This is a genomic window from Kitasatospora misakiensis (genome assembly GCF_042656005.1).
In the GTDB taxonomy this organism is placed as follows: domain Bacteria; phylum Actinomycetota; class Actinomycetes; order Streptomycetales; family Streptomycetaceae; genus Kitasatospora; species Kitasatospora misakiensis.
In genome coordinates, this window is record NZ_JBHSOF010000041.1 from 14,548 (window position 1) to 37,818 (window position 23,271).

Here is a 23,271-nt window from a genome sequence, read left to right on the forward strand (position 1 = left end):
CCTCCTAAAGGCTCTGGGTGGTCAGTATGCATGAATGGATGCCAGGGGCGCCACCTGGCCTTATAACTGGTAAAGTTCTTTTACAGGTTGACCATTCTCGCGAACCTGGAAGGCGACTCGCCATGATCGAACCCTCACCCGCCGCCCAGCTCATCGAGGCGTTCATCAACACCGTCGACCTCGAGGACGGCCAGGACGACGTCGCGACCCCGACCGAACTCGCCCGCTGGCTGGCCGACCATCACCTGGCGGGCGACCCGCCACACCTCACCGCCGGGCAACAGCGCGCATTCCTCGACCTGCGGGCCGGATTCCGGGAGGCCCTGGACCCCGACAGTCCCGTATCGCCGCACCACTTGGCAGCAGCCGACGCCATCCTGGCCGAGGTTCCCCTCCTGGCCACCCTGAAACAGCCACTCGTCCCGTCCTCCGCACAGACCCCGGCCCAGACGGCCATGGCGCAGCTGGCCATCGCCTGGACGACCCTCGTCCTCACCGGCCAGATTCACCGGCTCAAGAGATGCGCCGAGCACACCTGCCGCGGCGCCTTCTGGGACTCGTCCAAGAACCACAGTCGCCGCTGGTGCTCGATGCGGCTCTGTGGCAACCGGACCAAAGCCCGTCGCTACGCCGCCCGCCAACGCCACTGATCGCCACGATCCGTGCGAGCTGCGGACGAGGAAGCCGGCGAGACGAGTCGACGGACAGAACCTCGATCATCCCGTTCGGCCGCCGGGTCCGGCTCCCCCGCTCAGCGGAGTTGCTCGGCCAGTCCGACGATGACGCCCTCCGGGCCGCGGACGTAGCAGAGCAGGTAGCTGTCCTCGAACCGGGCGATCCCGCCGACGAGTTCGGCGCCGTACGGGCGCAGCCGGGCCACGGTGTCCTCAAGGTCGTCGACGGCGAACATGACGCGGTGCGTGCCCAGGACGTTGTGCGGCCGGTCGCGCGGCCCGTCGGCGGTCGCCACGGGGCTGCGGTACCGCGCCAGTTCGAGCCGGCTGTGACCGTCCGGGGTCCGGAGCATCGCGATGTCGCAGTGGACGCCGTCGAGCCCGGTGCACCGGTCGGCGAAGGGACCCTCGACCTCTCCCCTGCCCTCCAGCTCCATACCGAGCTCCACGAAGAACGCGACGGCGGCGTCCAGGTCCTCGACGACGATGCCGACGTTGTCCATCCGCTGAATCGCCATGCCGGTCTCTCCCTCATCCTGGTGCGGTCGTTCATCCTGTCAGTCGATGCGGGCCACCCGGGCCGCCGCCACGGCGACCAGCAGGCCCAGACCGACACAGACCGCGCAGACGAGGAACATCGTCCGGTAGCCGGCGGCCTGGGCGACCAGCCCGAGCGAGCCGCTGCCGGCGGCGAGGCCCACGGTGAAGCAGGCGCCGAAGGTCGACAGCGCCGTGGCGCGCCGGCGTTCACTGACCGAGCGCACCACGAACAGCCCCAGCATCGGGTAGATCTGCCACATTCCCACCCCGATGAGCACACCGCCGACCACGCCCGGGCCGAGGCCGTCCGACACCCCGAGGAGCGCGACCCCCAGGGCCTCGACGAGGAAGAGGCCCGCGAGCTCCACCGGCCGCGTGGCCTCCCACCGTATCCAGCTGCCCGCCACCCGCAACAGCACCACGGTCAGGGAGTACGCGGTGACCACGACCGCTCCCCCGGCGATGCCGAGGGCGTCGAACTTGGCGACCGCGAAGCTGGAGACGGCCGCGAAGCCGAACGCGGTGAAGATCAGCGCGACGCTGGGCAGCACGACGCCGAGCAGCGCCCGGTCCTGCTCGACGTCGGCCCGCTCCGAGGTCGAGGAGAGCCGCACCTCGGGAACGTACAGGGCGATGGGGATGACGAGCAGGGCGATCAGTCCGGAGACCACGAAGGTGGTCGCCGTGCCCACCAGGTGCTCGATCAGGGAGCCCAGCGGCGCGCCCAGGCCGATGGCCACGTAGTTGACGGTGCCGCCGAGCCCCAGCGCCCAGCCCTGCCGGTCCTTGGCCACCAGTTGCACCGGCCAGACCCCGACCGCGGCCAGCATCGCACCCATGCCGACGCCCAGCAGCATCCGCAGGCCGATGAGTTCGGTGATCGAGCCGGCGAGCGGGTAGCAGACCGTGGCGAGCACGGTCAGCACCGCGCCGCCGATGGTCAGGGCCCGGGTGCCGAGGCGGTTCATCAGCGTGCCCGACACCGGTCGGGACAGCAGCGCGGTCAACGCGTAGCCGCTGATGACCGCGCCGACCTCGGCCGGGCCGCCGTGCAGCCGGCCGGTGACGTGGCCGGGCAGGATCGGGATGGTCAGGGCGAACGGCAGATAGCCGAGCCCGTTGGCCAGCGCGATCAGCAGCGCGTACCGGACGGCTCGCTTGTCGGTGGTGGTCTCGATCTCGGGCTCTAACTCGGTTCGCACAGATTCACTCCCTCATGTCCGGGATTGAGCCTAAGCGGGAACACGCGTACGGAGCTTGTGATCGTCCCCACTGGCCGCCGGCGACGCCGGCGCGGTTGCTGCGGCCGCTCCTGCGCCCGCCCGGGCAGCGGCGCGGCGGGCAGGCGGGCGGGTGGCGATCGATACCGAAAAGTTGCGCCCGGGGTGTGACAGAACCGGCGGTGTTGGCGCTGAGGGACGTGTGAGGGCCACGGCCGGTCGATCTGACCGGTCAGTCCACCAATGTCCTCATCTCCCACAGCGAACGGTAGTCATGCACGCTTCCCGCTCCACCCGCGCCGTTTTCACGGCAGCAGCCGTCGGCCTCCTGAGCCTCTCCGCGGCGCCCTCGGCGTTCGCCACGGCCGGCATCTACACTGTCCCGGTCCACCAGGACCTTCCCGTCACGGCGGCCGGCTTCGGCGAGCACGAGGCGAAGTGCGGGTCGATCGGCCCCGGCCAGGACGGCTGGCACTTCGTCCTCCCGGGCAACTCGACGGACTTCGTCAAGCTCACGGTCGCCTTCGACAACGGTGCGCCGCAGGTGGTCACCGCGTTCGGGCCGCCCACCACCAAGCACGCCTACGTCGCGTCGGCCCCGGGCGCCAAGCTGACCTCGGCCAGCGCCGAGGTCCAGGGCGGCGAGGTGAAGTGGTTCAACCTCTCGCACACCTGCCCGGCGGTGAACGCCACGCCGAGCTCGACGCCGTCCGCGCCCACCTCGACGCCGTCGTCCACGCCGTCCACCCCGGCTCCGTCGACCTCCGCCACGCCGTCGAACCCGACCTCGCCGGCCGGCAGCACCTCGCCGAGTGCCACCGCCTCCGTGTCCATATCGGCGTCGGCCACGTCCAAGGCCTCCAGCAGTGCCTCGGCGACCGCCGGCGCCTCGGCCGGTTCGACCGCTTCGGCCGGTGCGACGGTCGGTGCGGCTGCCGGGGGTTCGCCCTCGCCCTCCGCCTCCGCGGCGGCGAGCGGTGGGGCCAGCCTGGCCTCGACCGGGGCGAACGTCGGCATGACGCTGGCCGCCGCCCTCGGCCTGCTCGGGGCGGGCACCGTCCTGGTCATGCGCCGCCGCAAGGCCCGCCAGCACTGACCTGACCTGACGGCCTCCGGTCCGACGACGGCAGGGCGAGCCACCCGGCTCGCCCTGCCGTCGTTGCGTACGCCGGCGGGCGCGGAAACGCCGGCGGGCGCCCGTCCGGCCCGTACACCCGTCCGCTCCGTCAGACGTCCCGGCGCCGGACGGCCGTCGTCGCGAGGAGCACGGAGCCCAGCACCCAGCCCGCGTAGGCGAGCCACGACCCCGCGACCGTCGCCGGGTAGGGCGGGAGCAGTTGGTGCGTCAGGTCCGCCTCGGCCAGGCGCCGCCACGCGGTGAAGGGCATGGCGTGCGCGATCGCTGCCGACCAGGGCCGGTTCTCGTTGAAGGAGGCGGGCAGGAGGAAGAGCACCAGCACCGCGCTGACCACGCTCGCCGCCGCGTGCCGGATCAGCGTCCCCAGCCCGAAGCCGATCAGCGCGCACACCGGCGCCAGCAGCGCGGCGCCGGCGACAGCGCGCAGCACGCCGGGTTCGGCGAGCGACACCCCGGCGTGGCGCAGGCCAAGCAGCGTCTGGGCGGCCCAGAAGGAGACGCCGGAGGCGAGCGTGCCGACGCCGAGCATGGCCGCCGCCAGCACGCCGGCCTTGGCGAGCAGGACCGCCCGGCGGTCCGGGACGGCGGCGAAGGTGGTGCGGATCATCCCGCTCGAGTACTCGCCGACGACCACCGCGGCGCCGACCCCGGCGGCGAGGAGCATGAGGAGGTCGGCGGCCAGGCCGGTGAAGGAGACGTTCACTGCCGTCCCGACGACCCCGGAGCCGGGCGGCGGGCCCGCGGGCTCGGTGTGCTGGTAGGTGTAGCGCGCGGCGTTGAGGTTGACGCCGATGAGGACGAGCACGCCGATCCCCAGGATCCAGGGCATCGGGCGCAGGGACCAGAACCTGATCCACTCGGCGGCGAGCAGGTCGCGGAAGCGCGGCCTGGGTTCGCCGGCGGTCGGCGCGGGGGCGGTGGTGGGGACGGGGGCAGGAACGGTGGCGGGCAGCGGGGCGGTCATCGCGGTCCTCCGGCGGGGTGGTCGACGCGGTCGGCGGTGAGGGCCATGAACGCTTCCTCCAAGGAGCCGGTCCGGGTGGTCAGTTCGAGCAGCGGGACGCGGTGGTCGAGGGCGAGCGCGCCGATCCGGGCCGCGTCCAGGCCGGTGACGACGAGGGTCCCGGCTCCGTCGCCGGGCCGTACCCCGCCGCCGGCCGCCGTCAGGACGGCCGCCAGGCTCTCGGGTTCGGTGGCACGGACGGTGACGCCCTGTCGGGTGCCGCCCTGCCCCGCGCCGCGCGCGGCGAACTCCGCGACGCTCTCGGCGGCGATCAGCCGGCCGCGACCGATGACCACCAGGCGGTCCGCGGTGTGCTCCATCTCGCTCATCAAGTGACTGGAGACGAACACCGTCCGCCCCTCCGCGGCCAGCTTCCGGAACAGTTCGCGCACCCAGCGCACGCCCTCCGGGTCCAGCCCGTTCAACGGCTCGTCGAAGAGCAGCACCGGCGGATCCCCCAGCAGCGCGGCGGCGATGCCCAGCCGCTGTTTCATGCCGAGCGAGTACCCGCCGATCCGGCGCCCGGCCGCCCCGGTGAGCCCGACCTCCGCCAGCACCTCCTCCACCCGGCCGCGCGGCACGGCGTTGCTCCGGGCGAGGGCCCGCAGGTGGGCGCGGCCGCTGCGGCCCCCGTGCACGTCGCCGGCGTCGAGCAGGGCGCCGACGTGCCGCAGACCGCGCGGCCGGTCCCGGAACCGGAGCCCGCCGACGGTGGCGGCGCCGGCGGTGGGCGCGTCGAGGCCCAGGATCGCCCGCAGGGTGGTGCTCTTCCCGGCTCCGTTCGGGCCGAGGAACCCGGTGACCAGGCCCGGGTGGACGGTGAAGCTGAGGTCGTCGACGGCGGTGGTCCGGCCGTAACGCTTCGTCAGTCGGTGGACTTCGATCATGTGCTCCACACTGCCGCCGAGCGGCCGTCCGGCACATCCGACCAGGGACGACACCCGCACCTGCCCCGCTGTCACCCGTGGTCGTACACCCGTGGTCCGATGCCCCGGCGGGCGACGCCTCGTTACGATCACCGCATGTCCGCGACGCTCCCGCCCCCGCTACTGCTCCCGCCCCGACTCAGGCGGGTGCCCCCCGGTGTCTGGACGGCGCTCGCTTGGTGCCTGTCGCTGCTCGCCCCCTCGCTCGGCGCCGGCGACCTCCCGGACCACCGGACCTCCGCCGCCCTCGATCCGGCCGAACCCGGTGGGCCGGCCGCCCAGCAGGACTGGGCGACCGCCGCGCTCACCACCCCCGTCGCGTTCCTCGCCGCCGCCCTGCTGCGCCGCCGGCCGCGGACGGCCGTCGCCCTGCTGCTCGCCGCCACCGTGGCGCAGACCAAGGCCTGGCGCTGGGAGCTCCAGCTGCCGCCGACCGCGCTGCTCGGGGTGTCCGCCGCCCTCTGCCTGGTCACCGCCGCCGAACCGCGCCGGACCTCGCGCGCCGCACTGGCCCTGGTGCTCGGCGCGCTGACCCTGCATCTGGTCCTCGCCCCCGCGCTCGGCGGCGGCCTGCTGCTCACCGGCACCCGGATCGGCGCCAACGACGCCGGCGTCCTGGTCGCCGTCATCGCCTGGCTGGTGGGCCGCTCGGTCCACCAGTCCCGGGAGCACGCCGAGGCCCTGAGCGCCCGGGCGGCGGCGCAGGCGGTCACCGCCGAACGGCTGCGGATCGCCCGCGAGATGCACGACACCGTGGCGCACAGCATCAGCATCGTCGCCCTCCAGGCGGGCGCGGCCCGCCGGGTCATCGACACCCGGCCGGACCGGGCCCGCGAGGCGCTCGCCGAGATCGAGACCGCCGGCCGGGAGACGCTGGCCGGGCTGCGCCGGATGCTCGGTGCGCTGCGCCGGGCCGACGATTCCGACGGCGCTTCCGACCATGCTTCCGGCGCGGCGACCGCCACCCCGGCCCACCGTCCGCCCGGTCTGGCCGACCTCGACCGGCTGGCCGCCGCGACCACCGCCGCCGGCGTGCGGGTCGACCTCCAGTGGCAGGGCGAACGGCGACCGCTGCCGCCCGAGATCGACCTGGCGGCCTTCCGGATCGTCCAGGAGTCGCTCACCAATGTGGTCCGCCACGCCGCCGTCCCCGCCTGCGAGGTGACCGTCGACCACCGGCGGCCCGCCGAACTCACCCTCGCCATCACCGACCGCGGTCGCGGCCGGGGCACCTCCCCCGCCGGCTACGGACTGACCGGCCTGCGGGAACGGGTCTCCCTGCTGCACGGCGAGTTCACGGCCGCGCCCCGCCCCGACGGCGGCTTCCGCGTCACCGCCCGCCTGCCGCTGACGGGAGAGGCCCGATGACGCCGCCCGTCCGCGTCGTCCTCGCCGACGACCAGCCGCTCGTCCGGGCCGCCCTGGAGATGGTCATCACCGAGGCCGAGGACCTGGAGGTGGTCGGCGAGGCCGGCACCGGCGCCGAAGCGGTCCGCCTCGCGGAGGAACTGCGCCCCGACATCGTGGTGATGGACATCCGGATGCCCGTCCTCGACGGCATCGAGGCCACCCGCCTGGTCACCGCCGGGCCGAGCCCGGCCCGGGTCGTCGTCCTCACCACCTTCGACGAGGACGAGAACGTCTACGCCGCGCTGCGCGCGGGCGCCTCCGGATTCCTCGTCAAGGACATGGCCCTGGACGACATCCTGGCCGCGCTCCGCGTGGTCGCCGCCGGCGACGCTCTCCTCGCCCCGAGCGTCACCCGCCGCCTGATCGCCGAGTTCGCCGCCCGGCCCCTCCCCGCCGCACCAGCCGCTCCGGCTCCCCCGGCCTCGGCCGACCGCCTCGCCGCCATCACCGACCGCGAGCGCGAGATCCTCACCCTGGTCGGCCGCGGCCTCTCCAACACCGAGATCGCTACCGAACTCGTCCTCAGCCCCGCCACCGTCAAGACCTACATCACCCGCCTCCTCACCAAACTCCCCGCCCGCGACCGCGTCCACCTCGTCATCCTCGCCTACGAATCCGGCCTGGCCCCCGCACCCGCCGCCTGAGACCCGTCGGATCGCCGGACTACTCTGTCGGAGCATGAATCCGGACAGCTGGTTGGCGGACGCCCGCACCTCGTACGACACGGTCGCGGTCAGCTACGCGGACCAACTACGCGAGGTCCTGGGCGGCAAGCCGTACCTCCGGGCGGCGCTGGCCCTGTTCGCCGACGCGGTCGCCGACGCCGGCGGCGGGCGAGTGGCGGACGTGGGATGCGGACCGGGCCACGTCACCGCCCACCTGCGGCGCCTGGGCGTCGACGCCTTCGGCATCGACCTCTCCCCCGGGATGGTCGAGGTGGCCAGGGCCGAACACCCCGGGCTCCGCTTCGAGGTGGGCTCCATGACGGCTCTCGACCTCGCCGACGAGTCGACAGCAGGCCTGCTCGCGTTCTGGTCGTTGATCCACATCCCCGATGCCGCGGTCCCGACCGTTCTCTCCGGCTTCCGGCGGGTACTGCGCCCCGGCGCACCGCTGCTGATCGGCTTTCACGTGGGTGACGGCTCGCGGCTGAAGACGGAGGGCTACGGCGGCCACCCGATGCGCATCCACGTCCACCGACGCCAACCGGCCCAGCTGAGCACCTGGCTCCGCGAGGCCGGATTCACGGTCGAACCCGAGATGCTCCTCGACCCCGAGACCAGCACCCCGGGAGCGCTCCTCTTCGCCTACCGTCGTCCGTAGCGGTCACGCCGCTTCGTCGTCCCAGTGAGCGGTCGCGTCGTAGAGTCCGGGACGATGGCCGGCACGCCCGACTTCGACCGGATCGCGGACGGGGACGGGTCAGCGCCGGAGCTGCAGCAGTTGCTGGCTGGTCCAGCCTTCTCCCGTCGGGGTGAACGCGGTGATCCGATCGTTCGCGAGGTCGACGAGGAGCTGCGGGTTGGCCGCCCGGTCTTCGAACAGGAGGACCTGGGGGTGTCCGTCGGCCTCGACGGCGGTGGTCGCGCCGCAGTGCAGCAGGTGGTCCCGGAAGTGGTTCAGCGCTTCGGGTGCATCGGCGGGGCGGAGTGCGAGTACCTGCTGGGTGAGGCCCTGGCCGGTGCCGCCGCCGGTGATCGTCGACTTGATCCAGGTCTCCACGCCGGCCGCGCGCAGTGGGCGCTCGCGCTCTCGTCTCGTTGCCGTGACCAGCCCGGTCAGGCGGCGAGGCCCAGGGCCAGGGTGACCGCGACGGGGGTGAGGTAGAGGAGCGGAAAGGGCACGGTCTTGTACGAGCGGGCCCGCAGGCAGGTGAGCACCGCGCCGAGGAAGTACAGGATCAGACCGACCGCGGCGGCGACGCCGAGGGCCGGGACCGCGAGACCGACCAGCAGACCGGCCGCGCCCGCGAGCTTGGCCAGCGCCAGCGGGCCCCACCACGAGCGCGGGACCCCGTACTCCACCAGCGGCTGGGTCACGAACTCCGCCCGGCGGGCGAGGGAGACCCCGGAGAAACCGACCCACAGGGCACTGACAACAGCGAGGACGACGTAGGCGACAGACATGGCGAAACCCCGGATTCATGTGGAGGAGGAGAGGGAGCAGGACGCATCAGCCGCGCCCCGCCCGTTGCACTTGCTCGGACACTCCACTGACCCGCCGCCCGTCACGGATGTGACAGCACTCCCGAAGAATTTCTCCGCCGGCCCAGCCGGAACCTCAAAACCCGTGGTCACCCCACACGCCGGCCATGACAATCATCCGATGAAAGAAGCTCCCGCCGCGCCCACGCCCACGCCCGAGCCCGTCGTCCTCGGCATCGACGACCTCCGGCCGCTCCCCCGGGCCACGCGGATCGCCCGCACCAGTTGCGACGGCGTCCAGCTCCTGGAGGAGCACCGCGACAGCTTCATCGACGAGCTGTGGCTCGACCACGACCTCGGCGGCGAGGACACCATCATGCCGGTGGTGGCCCTGCTGGAGGAGGCGGCCTTCGCCGGGCGGCCGTTCCGGATCGGCACGGTCTTCGTGCACAGCGCCAACCCCGTCGGCGCCCAAGCCGTTGTCCGGTCACTCACCCGCTGGAGCTACCGCGTCCGGCGAGCCTCGGCGTAGCGAGCCCGACCGCCCGGGCCCGGCGTCCGCTCACGCATCTGCGCGCGCCCCGGGTGCGCCTCCGCGCCCCCTACCGCCGGCGGTCGTGAGCGGACAGGATGGCCGGGCCGTTGCCCCGTACACGGAAGGACGTCGGCCGATGGGATCGCATGAGAAACCGCCGCCGGATCCGGGCAAGGGCGAGGCGCCGCCGGGGAACGCCGACGGGCAGGTGCCGAGGCCCGGTCCGGGCGGCGACGGGAAGCACCGCAAGCCGAAGCAGGACTGACACCGTGGATCTGGTGAAGCGCCGGGCCGCCCTGGACCAGGCCATGGAGGCGCGTGGGGACTGGCCGGAGCGTTCCGGGTGGCTGCGGGAGGCCGTCGCCGAGGTGCCCCGGGACCTGTTCGCGCCGGACCGGCTGTGGCGCTGGGACGGCCGCGCGTACGTGCCCGTCGACCGGCGCTCCGACCCGGAGGGTTGGGCGGACGAGCTGTACGCGGGCCCGGACGAGGCCGCGGTCACCCAGGTGACCGGCGGGCTGCCGTCGTCCAGTCTCTCCGCGCCGGGCGTGGTGGTGGACATGCTGGACTCGCTGAAGCTGGAACCCGGGCACCGGGTCTGGGACATCGGTGGCGGGCAGGGCTGGAACGCGGCCCTCGCCGCCCGGCGGGCCGGCCCCGGGCGGGTGGTGTCCACCGAGATCGACGGCGCACTCGCCGGCTTCGCCCGGGAACGGCTGGCGGCCGCTGGCCTCGACGTCGCGGTGCTCACCGCGGACGCCACGACCACCGGGCCCGGCGGCGGCCCGGTCGACCGGGTGATCGCGACCTACGCCGTCGAGCGGGTGCCGTGGACGTGGGTGGAGGCCTGTCGGCCGGGCGGGCGGATCGTCCACCCGTGGGGCCGACTCGGGCACGTCGCGCTCACCGTCGCCGAGGACGGGTGCTCGGCCACGGGCCGGGTGCAGGGTCTGGGCCGGTTCATGGCGGACCGCACCCGCCCGCTGCCACCGGCGGCCGGGCCGGCCGGGTACACGACGGTGCGCGGCCGGGGCCCGGCCGAGACCGAGCGGATCGTCGACCGCGACCTCGCCCCGCTCGAAGCGGACTGGGACCTGCGCTTCGCCCTGCGGGTCGCGGTGCCGGACGCGCTGATCACCACCGGCCGCGACGAGGACGGCACCAACGCCTGGATCCACGACGGCCACCGGTCGTGGGCGTCCTTCTCCGCCGTCGGGGACGGCACGGCCGCCCTGCACCAGGGCGGTGAACGGCGGATCGGCGACGAGCTCCTGACCGCCTGGGCCCAGTGGGAGCGCCTCGGCCGGCCCGAGCCGTACGACTACGGGATCACCGTCACCCCGCAGCGCCAGTGGGCGTGGTTGAACAGCCCCGACGGCGGCCCCCGGTGGCCGATCCACGAAGCCGGTTGATCAACTGCTCTAGGCTCTCGGGATGGCCGACAAGCTTCTTCGCCTCAGGGTTCTGGGTTCCGCGACGCCGTATCCGAGCGTGGACAACCCGTGTTCCGGCTACCTGGTGTCCGCCGGGGGCACGCATGTGTGGATGGACGCGGGCAGCGGGACGCTGGGGCCGCTGCAGCGCCATGTCCGGCTGGACGAGCTGGCCGCGATCTGGATCTCGCACCTGCACGCCGACCACTGCGCGGACCTGCTCACCGCCTACTACGGCGCCCTGTACGCGGATGTCCGGCTCGCCGCGCCGATCCCGCTGTACGGTCCGCCGGGCATCGGCGACCGGCTGGCGGGCTTCCTCACCAACACGGCCGTCCGCAGCCCGATCGAGTCCGCCTTCGCGGTCACCGAGCTGTACGACGGGCACCAGGTGGAGGTCGGCCCGCTCCGGCTGACCAGCCGGGCGGTGGCGCACGGCATGCCGGCGTTCGCGCTGCGCGTCGAGGCTTCGGGGGGATCGCTGGTCTACTCGGGAGACTCCGCACCGTGCGCCGCCCTGACGCAGTTGGCCGACGGATGCGACGTCCTGCTGTGCGAGGCCGACGGCGCGCAGCCTCCCGCCGAGGGCGAGCCGCTGCATCACACCGCCGAGGACGCCGGTCGGACGGCCGAAGCGGCCCGGGCAGGCCGGTTGATCGTCACCCATGTCGGACGGCTCCTCACGCCGGAGCAGGCGGTGGCCGGCGCCGCCGCGCACTTCGACGGCCCCGTCGACCACGCCGCCCCCGGATCGACCTTCGAGATCGGCCGGGCGACGGGCGCCCTCTGACCCGGGGACGCCGGCTCCGCGCCCCGGGTGCCCGGCCCTGACGGCCGGGCGCTCGGGGCCTTCCGGGCTCCGACGGGTGGGTCAGGACAGGTAGTCCTCCAGGCCGCCGTCGCGTCGGATGTCCAGGGTGACGCAGTGGAAGCCGCCGCCGAGTGCCCGGGAGTGCCGTAGCCGGTGCGGCAGGACGGTGATCCCGGCGTGCTCCAACTGTTTGATCAGGGCGTCCTGGCCGGACTCGACGATCGCCAGGTCCGGGGAGACCATCAGCAGGTTCATACTGATCCAGCTCTCGCTGAGCGCGTTCTCGACCGCGTCGCCGGGGGGCTCAGCCGGGGGGCACCAGAGGATGTCCCAGCCCCGCAGGGGCTCCGGCACGGTGTCCGGGGCGACCTGCTCCGGGTTGAGGAGCACCAGCCCCGGCCGCAGCAGCGCGATGGTGCTGTCGATGTGGGTGTACCCGTAGATGTCGCGCAGCGGGTGCAGCCGCAGCCCGCCGTCGCCGAGCAGGCCGAGGGTGGACTCCAGCCAGCGCAGGCCGAGTTCATTGCCGCTGCGGGAGACCTGGTAGAACACGTCCCGGCCGAGCCGCAGCACGTTCGCGGCGTCGAAGACCGGCTCGGTCTCGCCCAGCAGCGGGAGCCCGTCGGCGTCGAACTCGAAGAGCTCCAGGGCAGGTTGAACCGCAACATCGACCTCTTCGACGAACTGCTGCCGACCACCTGCGCGGGCAACGGCCTGCCGGTGCGCCGTCCGGAGCATTTGGAAACCCAACTCCCGTCGATCACCGACGTGTTAGCCTGCCGCAAAGGGGGTTGGTACGGATGTGGAACCTGTGGGGACGAACGACCCGGACGGCGTGCCTGGTCGTGGCGGGCCTGACACTTGCGGGCTGCAGATCCGACGGATCGGCGCCGGCGGCCGGCAGCACGGTGACCAACAGCGCCTCGGGAAGCGCGAGTGTCACACCGAGTGCCCGGCCGAGCGCCTCGGCGAGTGCCACCACACCGAGCCTGCCGCCGCCGTCCGCGGAGCTGACCGACGCGTACTTCGCGGTCGGCCAGTGCGCGGGCCCGATCATCGGCAAGTCCCAGGGCGGCTCCGGTCCGCCCTACCAGCCCGTCGACTGCGGTGACACCTTCGCGGCGGCCAAGGTCACCAAGCGCAGCGCCACCACCCTGTCCACCGGGGCGCCCGCCGTCGGCGCGCCCCCCGCCGAGGCCGTGTCGGACTGCGAGGACACCACCGACCTGTACCTCGACCTCGAACGGAACCTGTTGCAGGCCACCGGGGCGACCTCGGTCCGCGGCGGGCTGACGGCCTACGCCTGCCTACGCAACCTCAAGGCGCCGCACCCCGGCGATCCGGGCATGGGCGGCGGCCCCAGGATCATCGTCGGCGACTGCGTGTACCGGGCCAAGGTCCCGGTCGGGAAACCCATCACCCGCGAGACCGCCTGCGACGCCACCGGCGCGAAGGCTCCCGAGTACCGGGTGGCGAAGCTGTTCGTCCCCAACATCGCCAAGAACGGCCCGCACGAGAGCTGCCCCGAGACGGCCCCGGAGCAACTCTCGCTGGCCACCACCGGCAAGATCGACCTGTTCGCACAGGTCGCCTGCGGCGAGAAGCTCTGACCCCGCCCGCCCCCTGCCCGGCAGATTGACGCCGGGCGGGTGGCGGTGCCCTCGGCCCCATCGGCCCCCCTCGGCCCCGGGTGTCACCGACTCCCCGAATGCCATGCGAACTGACGTGGCGTCAGGCTAACTTGGCGGGGTGGGAGAGCTGTACGACCGGGTCGCCGCGAGGGTGTCGGACGCGCTGGACGCGGTGGACCGGGGTCCACTGCGCAGTCCCGAGGCGGTGGAGGACGCGTTCACGCTGCTCCGTGCGGCGACGCCGTCCCCCGACCTCCCGGTGGACCTCTGGGCCGTCCGGGCCGTCCTGTGGACCTTCTGGGGGCGGCACGAGGGCGCCGAGGATCCGGACGCGCTGCTGAACTCGCTCGTCGCCTACCAGGCCTTCGGCTATCTGCGGAACCGCCTTCCCCCCGAGGCGCTCCCTCCCCAGCTCCGCGAGCTGTACAGCGCCCACGAGTCCTTCAACGAGGCCCGCTTCGCCCACCTGGCGAGCACGGCCCACGGGCAGGTGCTGGAGCGGCCGGAGACCGGGGAGCCCGAACGGCTGGCGGCGTTGGACCGCGCGCTCGCCTGGTCGGGCCGGGCGCTCGGCCTGCTCCCCCAGGACCACGACGACGTCGACCTCCTGCTGCACGCCCTCTCCCTCGAAAGCGAGCGGTTCCGGCTGACCGCGGATCCGGACGCGCTGGTCGCCGCCGCCGAGCACGCGCGGGCCGCCCACGCCGTGCTGCCCTCGACCCTCCCGGAGCACCTGCCGCCCGGCGTGCCCGACACGGCCCTGCCCGACCTGCGGCGGCTGGTCCTCGCCGTGCTGCTCGACGCGGCCCGGCTGCTCGGTGCGCCCTCGCTCGACGAGGCGGAGCGGCTGGTCGCGGCGGCGGCGCCCGAGGACCTCCCGCCCACGGCGGTGGAGGACCTGCGCGAAGTCCGGCGGATCCGGGAGGAATCCACCGCCTGGGCGGGCCAGTTCGACCTGCGGGCCGGGGTGCTCCTCACGGACGCGGGGGTCGGTGGGCAGAGTGCGCCGGTCCTCGCCTGCGCCGTCCGGCGGCTGCGCGCCGCCCTCGCCGCGACCCCGGTCGACCACCCGGAGCACCCCGCCGTCCGCGCCGCGCTGGCGGAGGCGCTGGAGGCGTTCGCCGGGGAGCGCGGTGACGAGGCTTCGGCCCGGGAGGCGGAGCAACTGAGGACGCGGGCCTCGGAGGGACCGGACGCCCCGGATGCACCGAAGGGGCCCGCGACGGCCGAACCTGACGGCGGGGAGCCGGCACCGGACGAACTCCAGTTCGCGCGCGAGCTGTTCGGCCGGTTCAAGGCGTGGGCCGCCGAGACGGGCGGCCTCGCGCCGATCCGCGTCCAGGCCCTTGAGATCCTGCTCTCCCTGCCCGACGACCCCGACACCCCCGAGAACGCCCGCCCGGAGGCCGACGAGCAGATCGCCCGGTTCCGCGACGCCCTCGCGCACGTCGCGACGGACGACCACCGCCGCCACCTCTACCTGGCCGCCCTGGCCGCCCTCACCGGGTCGCGGGCCGGGGAGCTCCGGGAATCCTCCCCCGCCGCGGCCGCCCTCAGCAGCGAGGCCGAGGCGCTGTCGGACGAGGCGCTGGCCCGCGGCGCCTGGGGCCCGACCCCGGAGGAGGTCCCGCTGCACGTCCTCCTCACCCGCCGCCGCTACGACGAGGCCCTGCCCGTCGCCCTCCTCGCAGCCGGGTTCGGCGAGGACGACGGCAGCCTCGGCATACCGGAAGCCGCCCGTCTGGCCGCCGCGATGGCCCGCGCGACCGACCTCCGCGTCGACGACTTCGGGCAGGCCGGCCCCGACGGCAGACCCGACGAGGCCGCGGCCCGCGCCGATCTCGACCACAACATCGCGGTCACCCGGGACCTCCTCGGGCAACTCGCCGGGGAGGACGCCGACACCCTGGCCCCGCTGTCCGCCGCGCTCGCGAGTCTGCTCTCCCTACGGGTCTCCGACACCCGGGACCTGTCCAACCTCGACGAGATCGTGGAGCTGCTGCGCTTCGCCCACGATCACGGCCACTCGGTCGACGAGGCCTTCGGCGGGGACCGGTTCCTGGTCATGGCGCTCGCCTGGACCTCAGCCCAACGGGGCGACCCCGCCGCCGCACGCGAGGCCGCCGCGCTCCTCGCCGAATCGGCGTTCCGGACCACCGCCGACGGCCCGCCGACCGGCCTCGCCCTGGCCGTCGACACCGCTCGGGCGGAGTTCTTCGTCGGCCTGCAGAACTACCTCCTCGGGCACGATCCCGCGCAGCGGGACAAGGCCCGAGAGGCCGCCCTGCGACTCGAACGCCTCGCCACCGAAGCCGCCCTGGACGCTGCCGACGACGACGGCACGTTCCCGGCCCCGCCTTCGCCGTCGGAGATCCGGGCCGAGGCCGCCAACTACCTCAACGCCATCGACGCCACCGGCCCGGGCGGCCTGCTCACCGGTGTCACGGAGGAACTCGTCGAGCGGTGCCGCACGGCGTACGCGGCGTGCCCGACGGGCGATCCCACGCGAGTGGTCGCCGCGATGACCCTCGTGAACGTCCTGGCCCAGCACGCCCGCGAGGTCACCCGGGGCGACCCCGAGCAGGGCCGGCGGGACCTCGACGAGGCGCTGCGCGTCATCGACGCCGTCGCGCCGGGCACCCCCGAGGGCTGGACCGCCGGCATGCGCTCCCTGGTCTCCACCATGGCCACCCCGCCCGGCGCCGAACCGTTGATCCCCGGCACGGAGGCCGTCCGCGACACCGGCGCGGAGCCGCTCCAGCGTCTGCTGCACGGTCTCCTCGGCGGTTTCGGGGCCGGGGAGTGGGCCGCGCCCGAGCGCTCCCCGCTGCTGCGGGCCCATCGGGCGGTCGACCTCGCCGCGCAGGCCCTCAGGCTGCCGGAGGCGCAGCTCGACGCCGGCTTCGCCCACGTCGAGGAGTTCGTCGACCAGCTCACCCGCATCACCGACCGCGGCAGTGACCAGGCGTCCGCCGAGCACGGGCTGACGTCGTTCGAAGCCGTCCTGCGGGGCATCACCACCATGCTGCTGATGACACTCTCCCAACTGGACGCCCAGCGACGCCTCCAGGCGGCCGAAGCCTTCCTGGCCGCCTACGAGGCATCGGCCTCCGGCGCCGGGCCCCGACCCGGATTTCCGACCGAGGGCCTGCCCGCTCTCACCTTCGACATCGACGACGGTCCGAGACTCGAACGGGCGCTGGAGCTGATGGAGCGCGGGCGCGGCATCCTGCTCTCCCGCCGTGTCGAGGCCCGGGCCGACGTCACCGAGCTTCGCGCCGAACACCCGGAGCTGGCAACGGAGTTCGAACGGCTCACCGGCCTGCTGGAGCCACCGGCCGACGGCGACGGCGCCGTCGCCCCCGAACGGGCCCGGTTCGAGGGCTCGCTGGCCTCCCGGGCCCTCGACGAGCTGATCGACGAAGTCCGCGCCCTCCCGGGCTTCGACGGCTTCCTCCGCCCGCTCACCGCCGCGCGGATGCGGGCCCTGGCCGAAGACGGTCCGGTCGTCCTGCTCCACCAGGCGCCCGTGCGCGACGCGCGCCTCCTCCTCGACATTCCCCCCGTCCGGTGTTACGCGATCGTCGTGACGGCCGAGTCCGTCAGCGCGATCGCCCTGGAGCCCGATCAGCAGGACGCCGCCGACGCGGCGCGCCGGCTGCGCGAGGCCAACGACGCCATCAACGCCCGGGGTTCCGCCCGGCTGGGCCCGGCCGGGCTCGTCGCCGCCTCGGCGGAGCTGGACGGCGTCCTCTCCTGGACCTGGCACCGGGTGGTCCGCCCCGTGCTGGACCGGCTCGGCGCCGTGACCCCCGTACCCGACCTCGGACCGTGGCGGCGGATCTGGTGGGTGCCCACCGGGGACTTCCACGCCCTCCCGCTGCACGCCGCCCAGTGCACCCTGCCCGACTGCGGGGCCGAGGGCTGCGGAGCCGCGCTCGACTCCGTCGTGTCGTCCTACGTCCCCGGCTTCCAGATCCTGGCCCACGCACGCTCGCGCACCGCCCACCGCGAGCCCGGCGGCGCGCCGACGAGCGGCGGGACGGCCGGCGCGACGGCCGGCGCGACGGCCGCGCTGCTGGTCGCCGCCTCCGAGGACGAGCTGCCCCGCGTCGCCGGGGCGGCCCACTACGCGGCCGAACGGCTCCACGCCCCCGGCCCGCTGGTCGGCGCCGAGGCGACCAAGGAGGCCGTGCTCGGCGCGCTCGGCAGCACCCCGTGGGCGCACTTCGGCTGCCACGCGGCCACCGACGCCGCCGAGCCGTCCGGCGCCCGCCTCCATCTGCCGAGCGGCGAGCAGCTCTCCGTCCTGGAGATCTGCCGGGCCCGGCCGGACGCCGCCCGGCTGGCCTTCCTCGCGGGCTGCGGCACGGCGCGCGGGTCGGAGCGGCTCAGCGACGAGGCGATCCACATCACCAGCGCCTTCCTGATCGCCGGCTTCCCGGCGGCCGTCGGCACGCTCTGGGAGATCGACAGCGAGGCGGCGGACGGCGTCACCCGGGACTTCTACCGGCGCGTAACGGCCGACCGGACCGGGTCGAGCGCACTCGCCCTCCACCACGTCGTCCGGGAGCTGCGCCGACGGCTGCCCCGCCGACCGCACGTCTGGGCGGCGTACGTCCACGCGGGCGCGTGAGCGCTGGGGCTCAGGAGGTGCGGGGCGGCGGGGTGCTGGTGGCCACCTGGCGCAGGAGTTCGTCGTTGCTGGCGGTCCGCTTCAGCCGGTCCAGGAGCAGCTCCGTGGCCTGCTGGGCGTCGAGGCCGCCCAGGGCCCGGCGCAGGGCCCACGCCGCGGGTGTGCGGGCGGGGCCGAGGAGGAGGTCCTCGCGGCGGGTGCCGGAGGCCTTGACGTCGACGGCCGGGAAGACGCGCCGGTCGGCGAGGTGGCGGTCGAGGCGGAGCTCCATGTTGCCGGTGCCCTTGAACTCCTCGAAGATCAGGTCGTCCATGCGGGAGCCGGTGTCGACGAGGGCGGTGGCCAGGATGGTCAGCGAGCCGCCGTTCTCGATGTTGCGCGCCGCGCCGAAGAGCCGCTTCGGGTGCTGGAGGGCCGTCGCGTCGAGGCCGCCCGAGAGGGTCCGGCCGTGAGCGGGTGCGGTGGCGTTGTGGGCGCGGGCGAGGCGGGTGACGGAGTCGAGCAGGACGACGACGTCGTGGCCGAGTTCGACGAGGCGCTTGGCGCGTTCGACGGCGAGTTCGGCGAGGGCGATGTGTTCGCGGGCGGGCCGGTCGAAGGTGGAGGCGAGGACCTCGCCCCGGACCGTGCGCCGCATGTCGGTGACCTCCTCCGGACGCTCGTCGACCAGGACGACCATCAGGTGGGCCTCGGGGTGGTTGCGGGCGATCGCCGCCGCGATGGTCTGCACGACGATCGTCTTGCCCGCCTTCGGCGGTGCCACGATCAGACCGCGCTGGCCCTTCCCGATCGGGGCCACCAGGTCGATGACGCGGCCGGTCAGCTGCTTGGGGTCGGTCTCCAGGCGCAGTTGCCGCTGCGGGTACAGCGGCGTCAGTTCGTGGAACACGGGCCGGGATCGGGACTCGTCGGCGGGGCGGCCGTTGACCGTGTCGACGCGCGCCAGCGGCTGGCGGGCACCGCCCGCGTCCGGGCGGGTCGCGCCGGTCAGGACGTCCCCGGACCGCAGGCCGAGCGCCCGCACCTGGCCGGCGGGCAGGCGCACGTCGGTGGGCCCGGGGAGGTAGCCGGAGGTGCGCAGGACGGCGTTCCCCTCGCGGACGTCCAGGACCCCGGAGACCGGGACGAGGTCGCTCCCCGCGGTGGTGGTCGGCCGCGCCGGCCGGTCGGAGCGGCCACGTGCTCGCGGCAACGGCGCCGGCGCCTGCGGCCGCTCGGCGGAACGCCCTGCGGTGATCGCCTCGACGAGTTCGCCCTTGCGCAGGCGTGCGGCGCCCGGGATGCCCAGGGCGGAGGCGAGTTGGTGGAGGTCGGCCTTCAGCAGGCCGTCCAGCGGTGCGGTGGTCGACGGTTCGATGGTGGTGGTCACGAGAAGGTACTCCTGTGATGTCGAAGGGTGTGGCGGCGCCGGGCCTCCGGGCGGGCCCGGCGTGGGCGACACGGAGCGGCGGTGAACGGCCATAAGCGGCAGCGAGCGGCCGCGCGAGGGGCACACTCTCAGCTGTAGCCGGAATACTCAGGAACGGAGCGCCGGAAGGGCGTCAGTCCGTCGGTATCCGGGCCGGCCCCCTGAGGGCCTCGGATGTACAAGGCGCCTGGTTCCCGCACCCCGAAAGGGTGGGCTTCCAGCATCGCCTCCATGCAGGGTAACACTACGGTGCGCCGCAACGCCTCGGTTTATCGGCGGCGCGGCCTCGGATCACCGGATGGCCGGGCGACAACGGCCGTGGGCACCGGTCTCCCCGCCCCTCGGCGGGAGCGGGGAGGAAGGATCGCGCTAGCGGGCGGATATCCAGTACGGCGGGCACAGCGGGTCCGCCGCCAGGCAGCTCCACAGTTCGAGGTCACAGAAGGACGGGAAGCCGGGCGTCGGGTTCGCCAGCTGGCAGAGAAGCGCGTTCACGTGGCACTCCTGCTGATGCGCCTGGCACCGCTGGAACAGGTTGTTCCATGGGGGCGGCGGGAAGCCGCCCCGGCCGGCGCGGCCGGACGGGAACACCCGGGAGGTGGGGTGCCCCGGGAGCCGCGCCGCCGAGGTCCGGTAGCACCCGACCGCCCGGTCGAGTGATGCTTCCGCCGAGAAGCCGGGCAGAGTCATGCGATACACCTCGATTCGGGTCCGACCGAGCCGCCGGGGGACGCCTCGGTCACCCCTTCGGAGCCTTGAGCCGGATCGTCGACTCCTTCAGGCCGCCGGTCTTCAGGTCCCCGCTGTTGCAGCAGGGGCAGCCTTCGGCGGTGATGCACACGCAGTTCGGGATGCAGTCGTCACCGGTGCCCCGGCCGTGGAGCGTCCGGGACAGCTGGGGCGTCCCGGCGGGGAACGCCCGGGAGGCGGTCGACGCGGCGCTGACCGTCTCGGTGCAGATGCTGTCGCAGCACTCGAACAGATCGAACGGGCCGCAGTCGTGGCACTTCTTGTCGCAACCGAAGCCGCCCAGGGCGCAGACGCCGCAGAACACTTCGGACTGGGCCGGAAGCACCGCCTGCTGCCGCGCGGCGGTGTGCGGGCCGGCGGGGCCGGCACTGGTGCGGTAGGGCCCGCCCGGCGGGCCGATCGACGCCTCGGCGACGAATCCGGGCATTCTCATCTCGACTGCCTCCTCACTCGGACGCCTCCGGGGGTTCGGAACACCCCCGGAGGACTCAGCGGTCGTAGTAGGGCTGGAGTTTGCTGACCAGGAAGGGGAACCGCTCGCTCACGTCCACCCGGACGAAGCACTTGTCGGTGACGTCCGTGCCGCGGTGGGTGTAGGAGAAGACGACGTCCACGATGGTGCGGGTGCCGCCGCCCAGACGGGAGGGGCGCACCTCGACCCCGGTCAGCGACTTGTTGTCGGCGTAGGACTCGACCGCCCGGTTGTAGACGGCCGGGTAGCGCACCGCCAGGTAGTTGAGCGCGCGGTGCTCGTCCGTGGCCCCGGCGTTGTCGGACAGTTGGAGGGTGCGGTGGAGGATCTCCTCCGCCGTCACGCGGTAGCGGTCGCCGTCGACGCCGTCGGGGACGGGCAGGCTGTCGATCAGGGCGTTCCGGTCGAAGGAGTAGATCTGGTCGAACAGCACGACGGGCACCGTGAGGCCGTTGCAGTGGTCCGGCCCGGCGATCGGGCCGCGCACGCCGATCACCACGTCCAGGTCGGACGGGCCGGGCGACGGCCGCACCGCCTCGATCAGCAGGGAGAGGTCCGCGGGGTCGCGCGGGTGGAGCAGGTACGTCTCCAGGCCCTCGACGGTCAGCACCCAGCACAACTGCCGGGCCAGGTAACGGTTGGCGGGGTCGGTGAGCGTGGTGCGCAGCAGTTCCCGGTCGGTCAGGCCGGCCGCGTCGGTGCGGCCTCCGACCTGGGTGTACTCCTTCTCCACCCCGAGGCTGGGGAAGCGGATCTCGACCCGGCCCAGCGCGTACACGTAGCGGGGCGACGCGGCCCCGGCAGAGCCGGTCGAGGCGGCGCAGGCCGGGCAGACGTGCTCCCCCTGGGCGGACCCGGCCGGCGTCAGCGGGCGCGGCGGTTCCGGCGGTAAGGCGGGTTCCGGGGCGGCCGGTGCCGCAGCCGGGGTCACGACGGGCGAGGGTGGCGGCTGTGGTGGCGGTGCGTCCGGCACCGTCGGCTGCTGCGTCAGCTCCGTGCTTTGGTCAGCCATCGCGCACCACCTCGGTCACTCGCGTCATCGGTCCGTTCCCTTCTCTTCTGCTCTTCGACCTGTGCGGCCTTTCCGGTCCGTACGGCGGGTGTGCTGCCTCGCGCTGTCAGGAACCCCGCCGGCCGCCGAAGCCCACCCAGCGGTTGAGCGTTTCGGCCCGCCGGGCGCATCCGCCGCACGGCCGGACGCCCAGGCTCGTGGTCGCGTGCTTGATGACGTCGCCGAGGCCGATCTCCTCGTCGGAGACGAAGCCGGGCAGCCGTACCCGGGGGCGGGCGGGGGTGGGTGCGGAGGATGGCGGGTCCTCTGGGGCGGCCCGCCCGGATCGGTCTCCCATGGCGTCTCTCCCTTCCTCGTCCTTCCTCGTCCTTCCTCGTCCTTCTCGTCCTGCCTCGTTCGCTTCGCTGTCGGGTCATTCGCTCGTGGGTCATTCGCTCTCGGGTCAGGGGTTTCCGGCGGTCACCCGGAGGTAGGCGCCCCAGGCGTCCAGCAGGGGCGGGACCACCGCGCGGTGCCACGGGGCGGCGTTCAGAACGGCGTCCCGGACGGCGGCGGCGCCGGCGGCGGGGCGCAGCGACCAGAGCAGGGCGACGGTGCCGGTGACCAGGGGTGCGGCCACGCTGGTGCCGCTGATCGGGTCCGGCCGCCCGGTGGTCAGGCCGGCCACGCCCTCGCCGGGCGCGCGCACCCCGTGGCGGCCGATCGAGGCGCCGAGGTTGGAGTAGCCCAGCGGCCGACCGCGGACGTCGCACGCGGCCACCGGTAACACGGCGGGGTGCCGGGTGAGCGCCGAACCGCCCACCGCGCCCTGGTTGCCGGCGGCGGCCACCACGATCACTCCCCGCCGCAGCGCGTGGTCCAGAGCCTCCGTCAGGGCGTTCCGCTCCCGCACCGAGGACCAGCGCAGATCGGCGCTGACGTTGACGACGCGCGCGCCGCTCTCCACCGTGGCGAGCAACGCCTCCGCCAGCTCCTCCGGCGTCGCGGTCGGCATCAGGCCGGGGCCCGGTTCCGTCTCCCCGAAGACCGGCCGGACCAGGAGGGTGCAGTCCGGGCAGATGCCGGGCACCTGCGAACCGCGGCGGCCGGCCAGGATGCCCGCGACGAACGTCCCGTGCCGGCAGGACGCACCGGCGGTGTCCCGACACCCCGGCGGCGGGCCGGCCGGGACCTCGCGCACCAGCTCGGCCGCGAGTGCGGGGTGTCCGAGCGCGACCGGGCCGTCGATCAGCCCCACCCCGATGTCCGCGCGTCCGCTGCTGCGTGCCATCAGCGCCGTGAGGCCGACCAGCCCCAGCGGGGTATCGGCGACCGGCCCGGCGGACGCCGCCTCGAAGCCCGGATTGTGGGACCACATGGTGATCACCAGATTCGCTGTCGCACACCGGTCCCCTCCACCACCATAGACCGACCCCGGATCGCAGTCATCCGCACGGCCGCGCCGGGTAACTGGCCGTCACGACGACGCCGGGCCCGCCCGAGCGCCTCGGGCGGCTCCCGGCACCGATCCGGTGCCTCACGGCGACGA

The 23,271-nt window shown here is 74.1% G+C and carries 24 protein-coding genes; 11 read left to right on the forward strand and 13 right to left on the reverse strand.

The features are described 5' to 3' along the window. Positions 1 to 122 precede the first annotated feature (122 nt). Positions 123 to 650, forward strand: a complete 528-nt coding sequence (locus tag ACFP3U_RS26530) for a CGNR zinc finger domain-containing protein (protein ID WP_380228193.1) — start codon at positions 123 to 125, stop codon at positions 648 to 650. 101 nt (positions 651 to 751) lie between these two features. Here ACFP3U_RS26530 and ACFP3U_RS26535 read toward each other — a convergent pair whose 3' ends face one another. Both ACFP3U_RS26535 and ACFP3U_RS26540 read right to left on the reverse strand, forming a co-directional pair. Then, positions 752 to 1,192, reverse strand: coding sequence for a VOC family protein (locus tag ACFP3U_RS26535; protein ID WP_380228194.1), 441 nt, complete (start codon positions 1,190 to 1,192; stop codon positions 752 to 754). Positions 1,193 to 1,231: 39 nt separating this feature from the next. Further along, positions 1,232 to 2,416 (reverse strand): MFS transporter, encoded by a 1,185-nt coding sequence (locus tag ACFP3U_RS26540; RefSeq protein WP_380228195.1) that lies wholly within the window; start codon positions 2,414 to 2,416, stop codon positions 1,232 to 1,234. A gap of 292 nt (positions 2,417 to 2,708) precedes the next feature. Between ACFP3U_RS26540 and ACFP3U_RS26545 the strand changes: the two genes are divergently transcribed. Continuing rightward, positions 2,709 to 3,530 carry a hypothetical protein gene (locus ACFP3U_RS26545; RefSeq protein WP_380228196.1) on the forward strand — a complete coding sequence of 274 codons (822 nt, stop codon included), beginning with the start codon at positions 2,709 to 2,711 and terminating at the stop codon, positions 3,528 to 3,530. Between the two features lie 130 nt (positions 3,531 to 3,660). Here the strand turns inward: ACFP3U_RS26545 and ACFP3U_RS26550 are convergent, their stop codons facing one another. Continuing rightward, a complete protein-coding gene (locus tag ACFP3U_RS26550; protein WP_380228197.1) occupies positions 3,661 to 4,536 on the reverse strand; it encodes an ABC transporter permease in 876 nt (291 codons plus the stop codon). After that, a complete protein-coding gene (locus tag ACFP3U_RS26555) occupies positions 4,533 to 5,462 on the reverse strand; it encodes an ABC transporter ATP-binding protein (RefSeq protein WP_380228198.1) in 930 nt (309 codons plus the stop codon). Before ACFP3U_RS26555 ends, ACFP3U_RS26550 begins: the two co-directional genes overlap by 4 nt. 135 nt (positions 5,463 to 5,597) lie before the next feature. Here ACFP3U_RS26555 and ACFP3U_RS26560 point away from each other — a divergent pair, with 135 nt between their 5' ends. From ACFP3U_RS26560 to ACFP3U_RS26570, 3 genes are read left to right on the forward strand one after another with little or no spacing between them, the layout of a single operon-like run. After that, positions 5,598 to 6,869: a sensor histidine kinase gene (locus ACFP3U_RS26560; protein ID WP_380228200.1), complete on the forward strand. Its 1,272-nt coding sequence runs from the start codon at positions 5,598 to 5,600 to the stop codon at positions 6,867 to 6,869. After that, positions 6,866 to 7,555 (forward strand): response regulator, encoded by a 690-nt coding sequence (locus tag ACFP3U_RS26565; protein WP_380228201.1) that lies wholly within the window; start codon positions 6,866 to 6,868, stop codon positions 7,553 to 7,555. Before ACFP3U_RS26560 ends, ACFP3U_RS26565 begins: the two co-directional genes overlap by 4 nt. Before the next feature lie 34 nt (positions 7,556 to 7,589). Next, complete coding sequence (locus tag ACFP3U_RS26570) at positions 7,590 to 8,234, forward strand: class I SAM-dependent DNA methyltransferase (protein WP_380228202.1); 645 nt, start codon at positions 7,590 to 7,592, stop codon at positions 8,232 to 8,234. 99 nt (positions 8,235 to 8,333) lie between these two features. Here the strand turns inward: ACFP3U_RS26570 and ACFP3U_RS26575 are convergent, their stop codons facing one another. Then, positions 8,334 to 8,633: a hypothetical protein gene (locus ACFP3U_RS26575; protein WP_380228203.1), complete on the reverse strand. Its 300-nt coding sequence runs from the start codon at positions 8,631 to 8,633 to the stop codon at positions 8,334 to 8,336. Between the two features lie 56 nt (positions 8,634 to 8,689). After that, positions 8,690 to 9,037 carry a DoxX family protein gene (locus ACFP3U_RS26580; RefSeq protein ID WP_380228204.1) on the reverse strand — a complete coding sequence of 116 codons (348 nt, stop codon included), beginning with the start codon at positions 9,035 to 9,037 and terminating at the stop codon, positions 8,690 to 8,692. 199 nt (positions 9,038 to 9,236) lie between these two features. Between ACFP3U_RS26580 and ACFP3U_RS26585 the strand changes: the two genes are divergently transcribed. From ACFP3U_RS26585 to ACFP3U_RS26600, 4 genes are all read left to right on the forward strand, one after another. Then, positions 9,237 to 9,587, forward strand: coding sequence for a cyclic-phosphate processing receiver domain-containing protein (locus tag ACFP3U_RS26585; RefSeq protein WP_380228206.1), 351 nt, complete (start codon positions 9,237 to 9,239; stop codon positions 9,585 to 9,587). Between the two features lie 139 nt (positions 9,588 to 9,726). Continuing rightward, positions 9,727 to 9,855 carry a hypothetical protein gene (locus ACFP3U_RS26590; RefSeq protein WP_380228208.1) on the forward strand — a complete coding sequence of 43 codons (129 nt, stop codon included), beginning with the start codon at positions 9,727 to 9,729 and terminating at the stop codon, positions 9,853 to 9,855. A gap of 4 nt (positions 9,856 to 9,859) precedes the next feature. Continuing rightward, complete coding sequence (locus ACFP3U_RS26595; RefSeq protein WP_380228209.1) at positions 9,860 to 11,002, forward strand: methyltransferase domain-containing protein; 1,143 nt, start codon at positions 9,860 to 9,862, stop codon at positions 11,000 to 11,002. 22 nt (positions 11,003 to 11,024) lie between these two features. Continuing rightward, positions 11,025 to 11,813 carry an MBL fold metallo-hydrolase gene (locus ACFP3U_RS26600; protein WP_380228210.1) on the forward strand — a complete coding sequence of 263 codons (789 nt, stop codon included), beginning with the start codon at positions 11,025 to 11,027 and terminating at the stop codon, positions 11,811 to 11,813. 81 nt (positions 11,814 to 11,894) lie between these two features. Here the strand turns inward: ACFP3U_RS26600 and ACFP3U_RS26605 are convergent, their stop codons facing one another. Further along, positions 11,895 to 12,572, reverse strand: coding sequence for a hypothetical protein (locus ACFP3U_RS26605; RefSeq protein ID WP_380228211.1), 678 nt, complete (start codon positions 12,570 to 12,572; stop codon positions 11,895 to 11,897). 170 nt (positions 12,573 to 12,742) lie between these two features. Between ACFP3U_RS26605 and ACFP3U_RS26610 the strand changes: the two genes are divergently transcribed. After that, on the forward strand, positions 12,743 to 13,444 hold the full coding sequence (locus tag ACFP3U_RS26610; protein WP_380228212.1) for a hypothetical protein: 702 nt from the start codon (positions 12,743 to 12,745) through the stop codon (positions 13,442 to 13,444). A 139-nt stretch (positions 13,445 to 13,583) separates the two neighbouring features. Continuing rightward, entirely contained in the window at positions 13,584 to 18,101 is a 4,518-nt protein-coding gene (locus tag ACFP3U_RS26615) for a CHAT domain-containing protein (RefSeq protein WP_380228213.1), read from the forward strand. 10 nt (positions 18,102 to 18,111) lie between these two features. Here ACFP3U_RS26615 and rho read toward each other — a convergent pair whose 3' ends face one another. The 6 genes from rho to ACFP3U_RS26645 form a co-directional block, all read right to left on the reverse strand. Continuing rightward, positions 18,112 to 19,563, reverse strand: coding sequence for a transcription termination factor Rho (gene rho / locus ACFP3U_RS26620; protein WP_380228214.1), 1,452 nt, complete (start codon positions 19,561 to 19,563; stop codon positions 18,112 to 18,114). 315 nt (positions 19,564 to 19,878) lie between these two features. Next, positions 19,879 to 20,199 carry a hypothetical protein gene (locus tag ACFP3U_RS26625; protein ID WP_380228215.1) on the reverse strand — a complete coding sequence of 107 codons (321 nt, stop codon included), beginning with the start codon at positions 20,197 to 20,199 and terminating at the stop codon, positions 19,879 to 19,881. A gap of 49 nt (positions 20,200 to 20,248) precedes the next feature. Further along, positions 20,249 to 20,692 carry a hypothetical protein gene (locus ACFP3U_RS26630; RefSeq protein ID WP_380228216.1) on the reverse strand — a complete coding sequence of 148 codons (444 nt, stop codon included), beginning with the start codon at positions 20,690 to 20,692 and terminating at the stop codon, positions 20,249 to 20,251. Between the two features lie 55 nt (positions 20,693 to 20,747). Continuing rightward, on the reverse strand, positions 20,748 to 21,743 hold the full coding sequence (locus ACFP3U_RS26635) for a cyanobactin maturation protease PatG family protein (RefSeq protein WP_380228217.1): 996 nt from the start codon (positions 21,741 to 21,743) through the stop codon (positions 20,748 to 20,750). Between the two features lie 106 nt (positions 21,744 to 21,849). Beyond that, complete coding sequence (locus ACFP3U_RS26640) at positions 21,850 to 22,080, reverse strand: hypothetical protein (RefSeq protein ID WP_380228218.1); 231 nt, start codon at positions 22,078 to 22,080, stop codon at positions 21,850 to 21,852. Between the two features lie 105 nt (positions 22,081 to 22,185). Then, complete coding sequence (locus tag ACFP3U_RS26645) at positions 22,186 to 23,100, reverse strand: S8 family serine peptidase (protein WP_380228249.1); 915 nt, start codon at positions 23,098 to 23,100, stop codon at positions 22,186 to 22,188. Positions 23,101 to 23,271 lie beyond the last annotated feature (171 nt).